Origin of the sequence: Bacteroides sp. UBA939 (assembly GCF_002293435.1) — a bacterium.
Taxonomy (GTDB): Bacteria; Bacteroidota; Bacteroidia; order Bacteroidales; family Bacteroidaceae; genus Bacteroides.
In genome coordinates this window covers 8,778-17,983 of record NZ_DBDF01000074.1, presented here as the reverse complement: position 1 = coordinate 17,983, position 9,206 = coordinate 8,778, and the positions used below count along the sequence as shown (strand labels likewise).

The window sequence follows — 9,206 nt, the reverse complement described above, 5'->3', positions numbered from 1 at the left end:
AGCCTCCCGGTCGAAAGACCGGGGGGCTTTTTTAATTGCTGCTTATTATATCTGATTGCCGGTAGTAGTGTCTGATTTACTACGTAGTAGATGCGCAACTACTTAGTAGTAGTTGAGATTGTTATATCGAAGAGAGTTTGCAGTTTACGAAAGTTTTCTTATATTTGCACCGCACTAATTATTATTAACGTTTTAAAGTAAATTTAGAGATGAAGACAAAGTTATTTTTGGCTGCTGTAGCAGTAGCATTTTCTTTTGCTGTAACTTCTTGTGGTAATAAAAAAGCTGCTGATGCAGAAGTTGCTGCTGAGGCAACTGCCGTAGAACAAGTTCAGGCTTGTGATTCTGCAGCCGCTGCTTGTTGCAAAGCTGACTCTACTGCTTGTTGTGATAGCACAAAGGTTTGCTGCAAGGAGAAAAAAGAATGCGATAAGAAGTAATTATTACTCGCATAGGACAATACAGAAAGAGGGCATGTTACTTTTGACTACCCTCTTTTTTGTTATACATTGTCGGGCAAAATCATAAATATCTTATAGAATGATGTTTTTTTAATGAAAAAAGTAACGATTTTGTTTGTACAGAACGAAATTATCTATACCTTTGCACCGTTATTAAAATAAGAAGATAAAATGATACGGAATTTTACATATATTCTACTGTGTGGCATTATTATTCTACTGGCAATGATTAGTGGAAGTGAGTGCTGTGCGTAAATATAGGTAATGATTAGAATATACGAAAGCCTTTCTCACTTCCAAAGTGTGAAAGGCTTTTTTAATGGCAATAATTTATAAAAACAATAAGAAATGAGTGACAAATTATTTATTTTCGACACGACGCTCCGCGATGGTGAACAAGTTCCGGGATGTCAATTGAATACAGTGGAAAAGATTCAAGTAGCTAAGGCATTGGAGGCACTGGGGGTAGATGTAATTGAAGCCGGATTCCCTATTTCCAGCCCAGGGGACTTTAATTCGGTAATTGAAATCTCGAAAGCGGTGACGTGGCCTACTATTTGCGCTCTGACCCGTGCAGTGGAGAAAGATATTGATGTGGCTGTGGACGCATTGAAGTTTGCTAAGCGTAAACGTATCCATACAGGTATTGGTACATCTGATTCGCATATCAAGTATAAGTTTAATTCCAATCGTGAAGAAATTATTGAACGTGCGGTAGCGGCTGTGAAGTATGCCCGCCGTTTCGTAGATGATGTAGAGTTTTATGCAGAAGATGCAGGACGTACGGATAATGAATATCTGGCACGTGTGGTAGAAGCTGTAATCAAGGCAGGCGCTACGGTGGTGAATATACCGGATACGACGGGATATTGTTTGCCTTCGGAATATGGTGCGAAGATTAAATACCTGATGGAGCATGTGAATGGAATTGATAAGGCAATTCTTTCTACCCATTGCCATAATGATTTAGGTATGGCTACCGCCAATACAATGGCAGGTGTGCTGAACGGTGCCAGGCAGGTAGAGGTGACAATTAATGGTATTGGAGAGCGTGCCGGAAATACTTCCCTTGAAGAAGTGGCTATGATTATTAAATGTCATAATGATATTAAGATTGAAACGAATATCAATACGCAGAAGATATATCCGACGAGCCGGCTGGTTTCAAGTTTAATGAATATGCCGGTACAACCCAATAAGGCTATTGTGGGACGTAATGCCTTTGCACATTCATCCGGTATTCATCAGGATGGCGTGTTGAAGAATGTACAGACATACGAGATTATAAATCCGCATGACGTGGGTATTGATGATAACGCCATCGTATTGACTGCCCGTAGCGGACGTGCTGCCTTGAAGAATCGTTTACAGGTACTTGGAGTTGATATGAATCAGGAAAATCTGGATAAGGTATATGAGGCATTCTTAAAGTTAGCTGATAAGAAGAAGGATATTAATGACGATGATATTCTTCTGCTTGCCGGAGCCGACCGTACTCAGAACCACCGTATCAAGTTGGAATATCTGCAAGTGACGAGTGGAGTGGGGGTACGTTCGGTTGCCAGTTTGGGATTGAATGTTTCAGGTGAGAAATTTGAAGCGGCAGCCAGTGGGAACGGTCCGGTGGATGCTGCAATAAAAGCGTTGAAAAAGATAATAGACCGCCACATGACGTTGAAAGAGTTCACCATTCAGGCTATCAGTAAAGGTAGCGACGATATGGGCAAGGTACACATGCAGGTGGAATATGATAATCATATTTATTATGGTTTCGGTGCGAATACCGATATCATTGCCGCATCGGTTGAAGCGTATATTGACTGTATCAATAAGTTCAAGTAGATGAGAAGTTAGAAGTTAAAGTTACAAGATGAATTTTAGTAATTAAAGATATAATAGCTTAAATATGAATACATTATTTGATAAAATATGGGATGCCCATGTAGTTCAGAAAATAGAAGATGGTCCTACACAGTTATATATAGACCGGCTTTATTGTCATGAAGTAACCAGTCCGCAGGCATTTGCCGGATTGCGTGCGCGTGGTATTAAGTGTTTTCGTCCGGAAAAGATTTATTGTATGCCCGACCACAATACACCGACACACGACCAGGATAAACCGATTGAAGACCCTGTTTCCAGAACACAGGTAGATACATTGGCTGTGAATGCGGAAGAATTCGGATTATCTCATTTTGGTATGCTGCATAAAAAGAATGGCATTATTCATGTGGTAGGTCCGGAGCGTGGTTTAACATTGCCGGGAATGACGATTGTGTGCGGTGACTCGCATACGTCGACACATGGTGCGATGGGAGCAGTGGCTTTCGGTATCGGCACGAGCGAAGTGGAAATGGTAATGGCCTCGCAATGTGTCTTGCAAACTCGGCCGCAAACTATGCGTATTATGATAGATGGCAAGCTGGGAAAAGGCGTGACTGCAAAAGATCTTGCTCTCTATATGATGTCTGAGATGACAACAAGCGGCGCTACCGGTTATTTTGTTGAGTATGCCGGCGAAGCAGTTCGCAACCTTACGATGGAAGGGCGTCTGACTTTGTGTAACTTGAGTATAGAGATGGGTGCCCGTGGTGGCATGGTAGCCCCTGATGAAGTGACATTTGAGTATATCAAGGGACGCGAGTATGCTCCGAAAGGCGAAGCGTGGGACAAGGCTTTGGCTTACTGGAAGACACTGAAGAGCGACGACAATGCCGTGTTTGATAAGGAAGTACGTTTTGATGCGGCTGATATCGAACCAATGATTACGTACGGAACGAATCCGGGAATGGGTATGGGGATTACACAGCATATTCCTACTACTGAGAATATGGAAGAAGCTGCAAAAGTTTCGTTCATGAAATCAATGGATTATATGGATTTCCGGCCGGGAGAAAACTTGCTGGGTAAGAAAGTGGACTATGTTTTTCTGGGTGCTTGTACAAATGGGCGCATTGAGGACTTCCGTGCCTTTGCATCATTTGTGAAGGGACGTAAGAAAGCGGAACACATAGTTGCTTGGCTGGTTCCGGGATCGTGGATGGTAGACGAACAGATTCGTGAAGAAGGTTTGGACAAAATACTGGAAGAAGCAGGATTTGCCATCCGCCAGCCGGGATGTTCAGCGTGTTTGGCGATGAATGATGATAAAGTGCCTGCCGGGAAATATGCAGTGTCTACGAGTAACCGTAATTTCGAGGGACGCCAAGGACCGGGTTCGCGTACATTGCTTGCCAGTCCGTTGGTAGCTGCCGCCGCAGCAGTGACAGGAGTGATTACAGACCCGAGAGAACTAATGAAATCGTAATTTAGTGACGGATAGAAATATAATCATAAAGATAAAAAAACAATGAAACAGAAATTCAATATAATCACCAGTACTTGTGTGCCTCTCCCGTTGGAGAATGTGGATACAGACCAAATTATTCCGGCACGTTTCCTGAAAGCTACAACGAAAAAAGGGTTTGGAGAGAATCTTTTCCGTGATTGGCGTTATGACAAACAGGGGAATAAAATTGACTCTTTTGTTCTGAATAACCCGGCGTATGGCGGACAGATTCTTGTTGCCGGAAAGAATTTCGGTTCGGGTTCCAGCCGTGAGCATGCTGCCTGGGCGATTGCCGATTATGGTTTCCGGGTGGTAGTCAGCAGTTTCTTTGCAGATATTCATAAGAATAATGAATTAAATAACTTTGTATTGCCGGTGGTTGTCAGCGAACCCTTCCTGAAAGAACTTTTCGATTCTATCTACGCCGAACCGAATATGGAAGTGGAAGTGAATCTGCCGGAACAAACCATTACTAATAGAGCAACGGGTGAGTCTGAATGTTTTGAAATCAATGCTTATAAGAAACATTGCCTGATGAATGGCTTGGATGATATTGATTTTTTAGTAGAGAGTAAGGATCAAATAGAAGCTTGGGAAAACAAAAATGAGATATAGTCAGCCTAAAATAGAAATCATGGATACCACACTCCGCGATGGTGAACAAACCAGCGGTGTGTCGTTTGTACCCCATGAGAAACTGATGATAGCCCGCCTGCTATTGGAGGAATTGAAAGTAGACAGGGTGGAAGTAGCTTCTGCACGAGTTTCCGAAGGCGAATTTGATGCTGTCAAGATGATATGCGATTGGGCGGCGCGTCGAAATATGCTACCGAAAGTGGAAGTGTTGGGTTTTGTAGACGGGCATACCTCGATAGACTGGATACATGCTACCGGTTGCCGTGTCATCAATTTGTTGTGCAAAGGTTCACTGAAACATTGCAAGGGTCAATTAAGAAAAAGCCCCGAAGAACATATCGAAGATATTATTGCCGTAGTAAATTATGCCAATGAGCAGGATATGGAAGTCAATATCTATCTGGAAGACTGGAGCAACGGCATGAAAGATTCGCCGGAATATGTTTTCGGAATGATGGATGCACTGATTCATACAAATATCAAGCGTTATATGCTGCCTGATACATTGGGTATCCTGAATCCGTTGCAAGTCATTGAATACATACGGAAAATGATGAAACGTTATCCGCACATTCATTTCGACTTTCATCCGCATAATGATTACGACTTGGCTGTCAGCAATGTGTTGGCTGCTGTGTTAAGTGGAGCAAAAGGACTACATACCACAATCAATGGTCTTGGCGAGCGCGCCGGTAATGCACCGCTTTCCAGTGTGCAGGCTATTCTGAAAGATCATTTTAATGCGATTACCAATATTGACGAAAGCCGTTTGAATGAAGTTAGCCGGGTTGTTGAGTCTTATTCAGGAATTGCTATTCCTGCCAATAAACCGATTATAGGCGAAAATGTGTTCACCCAGGTAGCAGGAGTACATGCCGATGGCGACAATAAGAGTAATCTCTATTGCAATGATTTACTGCCTGAACGTTTCGGACGTAAACGGGAGTATGCATTGGGCAAGAACAGTGGCAAGGCGAACATCCGCAAGAATCTGGAGGAACTGGGAGTGGCGCTGGATGAAGACTCTATGCGTAAAGTGACGGAACGTATCATTGAATTGGGTGATAAAAAAGAACTTGTCACACAGGAAGATCTTCCTTATATCATTTCTGATGTGCTAAAGCACGGGGTAAGGAGTGATAAGGTGAAGCTGAAAACGTATATTGTGAATCTTGCTTACGGGTTAAAGCCTATGGCAACGTTGAAGATTGAAATCAACGGGAAAGAATTTGAAGAGAGTTCCAGTGGTGACGGTCAGTATGACGCTTTTGTGCGTGCATTGCGCAAAATATATAAGGTGACTTTGGGACGCAAATTCCCAATGCTGACAAATTATGCTGTAAGTATTCCGCCGGGTGGACGCACCGATGCCTTTGTGCAGACGGTAATCACCTGGAGCTTTGAAGATAAAGTATTTCGTACCCGCGGACTGGATGCCGACCAGACCGAGGCGGCTATTAAAGCTACAATGAAGATGCTGAATATCATTGAAGATGAATATAAAATGGAGTTACAAGATGAATAATAAAAGAATTAAGAATAAAAATAAATTAGAATAAGATGGATTTTAGAATTGCAGTATTGGCCGGTGATGGCATTGGCCCTGAGATTTCAACCGTAGGTGTAGATGTTATGAGTGCCATTTGTGAGAAGTTCGGACACAAAGTAAGTTATGAATATGCCATTTGCGGTGCAGATGCTATTGATAAAGTAGGAGATCCGTTTCCCGAAGCCACTTATGAAGCATGTAAGAATGCAGACGCTATTTTATTCTCTGCCGTAGGTGACCCGAAATTTGATAATGACCCTACTGCCAAAGTACGTCCCGAGCAGGGATTATTGGCTATGCGTAAAAAGCTGGGGCTGTTTGCCAATATCCGCCCCGTGCAGACTTTCAAATGTCTGCTTCACAAATCTCCGCTTCGTGCAGAGTTGGTGGATGGCGCCGATTTTCTTTGTATCCGCGAGCTGACCGGCGGTATGTATTTTGGCGAGAAATATCAGGATAATGATAAAGCGTACGATACGAACATGTACACCCGCCCCGAGATTGAGCGTATTCTGAAGGTTGGTTTTGAATATGCAATGAAACGCAACAAGCATCTGACGGTAGTGGATAAGGCAAATGTATTGGCATCCTCTCGCTTGTGGAGACAGATTGCACAGGAAATGGCTCCGCAATATCCCGAAGTAACCACTGATTATATGTATGTGGACAATGCTGCCATGCGTATGATTCAGGAACCTAAATTCTTCGATGTGATGGTTACGGAAAATNNGACGAAGGTTCCGTTATCAGCGGATCCATGGGGCTGCTTCCGTCCGCTTCTACAGGCGAAAGTACTCCGGTATTCGAACCTATTCACGGTTCTTGGCCGCAGGCAAAAGGTTTGAATATAGCCAATCCATTGGCTCAAATCCTCTCTGTAGCTATGCTATTCGAGTATTTCAACCTAAAGGAAGAAGGCGCTTTGATTCGTAAAGCAGTAGACGTTTCGCTTGATTCCAATATCCGCACACCGGAAATCCAAGTGGAAGGTGGCGGGAAATATGGAACGAAAGAAGTAGGAGAATGGATTGTAGATTATATCAACCGTAGCTAATTTACGTGATAGAAACGTAACAATCGAACGAGCAAATAGTTTTTTCCCTATCTTTGTGCAAACTTGCATTGAATCTTTCATGTTTTATGTCGGTTAAATAAAGAAAGCTGTTTTTCTTTTAGAGGAAAGAAACTTATGATTTGTGTTACTTATTAATAATTAGATTGTTATGGCAAAAATCGCAAAAGACCTGACAGAACTTATAGGTCGTACACCACTTATGGAATTGGCGCAATACAGTTGTAAGTATAGGTTAAAACGGAACATAATTGCTAAGCTGGAAGCCTTCAATCCGGCAGGAAGTGTGAAAGACCGTGTGGCTTTTGCCATGATTAAAGATGCCGAATCACGTGGAGTCTTGTTGCCCGGTGCCACCATTATTGAACCTACGAGTGGGAATACCGGTGTCGGCTTGGCAATGGTATCCACAATAAAGGGCTATCACCTGATGCTTACCATGCCCGAAACCATGAGTATGGAGCGTCGCAATCTGTTGAAAGCATTGGGCGCGGAAATTATTCTGACGGATGGACAAGCCGGTATGGCGGGGTCTATTGCGAAGGCACAGGAACTGAAGGCTTCAATTCCCGGTTCTGTTATTCTGCAACAGTTTGAGAATCCTGCTAATTCACAGGCTCATGCCGATACTACAGGCGAGGAGATATGGACGGATACGGATGGGGAAGTAGATGTTTTCGTAGCCGGAGTGGGAACGGGCGGTACTGTTTGCGGTGTGGCGCGTACTCTGAAGAAATATAACCCTGATGCTTACATCGTTGCGGTAGAACCGGCATCTTCTCCTCTTCTGGAAGGAGGAACAGCCGGGTCACATCGTATCCAAGGTATCGGCGCCAACTTTATCCCTGCCATCTATGACGCTTCCCTGGTAGATGAAGTTATACCTGTACCCGATGATGAAGCAATCCGTGGTGGGCGTGAGTTGGCGTCTACAGAAGGTCTACTGGCTGGTATCTCCTCGGGTGCGGTAGTATATGCGGCCCGTTTGCTGGCACAACGCCCGAAGTTTGCCGGTAAGAGAATTGTCGCTCTTCTTCCGGATACAGGAGAACGCTATTTGTCGACTGAGTTATTTGCATTCGATACTTATCCTATTGATTGATATTGGAACGAGTGTCAGCCGATTCTGAAACATGGTTTGATTATGAAGAAACTTATCTTTTTCACCTTATATATAATAGGTGTAATTCCGGCATTCTCCCAAACATATCAGGAGCTTTCGGAGCGTGCAATTGTTTGTACAGAACAGGATAGCTTGGAACGGGCGGAAGAATATATCCGCCAGGCGTTGAAACTGGAACCGGCAAACCCGCATAATGCCTTGCTGTTTTCTAACCTTGGTATTATACAACGGCGGCAACAGAATTATGAACAGGCTTTGGAGTCGTACACATTGGCATTGAATATAGCGCCGCGTGCAGTTCCCATTCTGCTGAACCGTGCTGCGCTTAATCTTGAATTGGGACGGAATGAGCAAGCGCGTATAGATTATTCCCTGGTATTGGATATAGAAGCAAATAATAAGGAAGCCTTTCTGATGCGTGCCTATATTTACGCAAGCCGTCGCGATTTCAATTTTGCCCGGGCTGATTACGAACGGTTGTTGCAGTTTGATCCTCAGAGTTATAACGCTCGCCTGGGGCTTGCTACTATGGAACAGAAAGATGGAAAATATGCGAAGGCTCTGGAAATCTTAAATAAGATGCTGACTGAAATACCGCAGGACGCTACTCTTTATGTTGCACGTGCGGGAGTTGAACTGGATATGCAGCATATTGATTTGGCTATGATTGACTTGGAAGAGGCCTTAAAGTTAGACTCTTCTCAAATAGAGGCTTACCTGATGCGCGGGCAGATTTATCTATTGCAAAAGAAGGTGAATCTTGCAAAACAAGATTTTGAAAAGGCGATATCATTGGGAGTACCGCAGGCGGAATTGCGGGAATTGTTACAGCAGTGTAATTGATAAATTAGATATGTGAGACGAGGAAATCCGTCCCATGAGACGAAAAAATCCGTCTCGTGAGACGAGAAAATTTGTCTCACGAGACGGATTTTTTCGTCTCATGGGATGAATTTTTTCGTCTCGTGAGATGAATTCCGATGCTTTAGCCTACAGTTTGAATAATGCAAGCTAACCTGCATTATTCATAAGTGTCT

Annotated in this window: 7 protein-coding genes and 1 pseudogene; all 8 read left to right on the top strand. The window is 43.4% G+C overall.

All coding sequences use genetic code 11. From position 1 onward, the window contains the following. Window positions 1-209 precede the first annotated feature (209 nt). The 8 genes and pseudogenes from B2Z67_RS05205 (at window position 210) to B2Z67_RS05170 (ending at window position 9,012) form a co-directional block, all read left to right on the top strand. Window positions 210-440 carry a hypothetical protein gene (locus B2Z67_RS05205; protein ID WP_291528757.1) on the top strand — a complete coding sequence of 77 codons (231 nt, stop codon included), beginning with the start codon at window positions 210-212 and terminating at the stop codon, window positions 438-440. Between the two features lie 369 nt (window positions 441-809). Further along, a complete protein-coding gene (locus tag B2Z67_RS05200) occupies window positions 810-2,303 on the top strand; it encodes a 2-isopropylmalate synthase (RefSeq protein WP_291528756.1) in 1,494 nt (497 codons plus the stop codon). A gap of 64 nt (window positions 2,304-2,367) precedes the next feature. Next, a complete protein-coding gene (gene leuC / locus B2Z67_RS05195) occupies window positions 2,368-3,768 on the top strand; it encodes a 3-isopropylmalate dehydratase large subunit (protein ID WP_291528755.1) in 1,401 nt (466 codons plus the stop codon). 42 nt (window positions 3,769-3,810) lie between these two features. Next, window positions 3,811-4,404 carry a 3-isopropylmalate dehydratase small subunit gene (gene leuD, locus B2Z67_RS05190; protein ID WP_291528754.1) on the top strand — a complete coding sequence of 198 codons (594 nt, stop codon included), beginning with the start codon at window positions 3,811-3,813 and terminating at the stop codon, window positions 4,402-4,404. Beyond that, window positions 4,394-5,950, top strand: coding sequence for an alpha-isopropylmalate synthase regulatory domain-containing protein (locus B2Z67_RS05185; protein ID WP_291528753.1), 1,557 nt, complete (start codon window positions 4,394-4,396; stop codon window positions 5,948-5,950). The genes leuD and B2Z67_RS05185 overlap by 11 nt, the downstream gene beginning before the upstream one ends. 35 nt (window positions 5,951-5,985) lie before the next feature. After that, window positions 5,986-7,028, top strand: a pseudogene (gene leuB, locus B2Z67_RS05180) (3-isopropylmalate dehydrogenase). A gap of 169 nt (window positions 7,029-7,197) precedes the next feature. Then, window positions 7,198-8,148, top strand: a complete 951-nt coding sequence (cysK, locus tag B2Z67_RS05175; protein ID WP_291528752.1) for a cysteine synthase A — start codon at window positions 7,198-7,200, stop codon at window positions 8,146-8,148. A gap of 42 nt (window positions 8,149-8,190) precedes the next feature. After that, on the top strand, window positions 8,191-9,012 hold the full coding sequence (locus tag B2Z67_RS05170) for a tetratricopeptide repeat protein (RefSeq protein ID WP_291528751.1): 822 nt from the start codon (window positions 8,191-8,193) through the stop codon (window positions 9,010-9,012). Window positions 9,013-9,206: the final 194 nt, after the last annotated feature.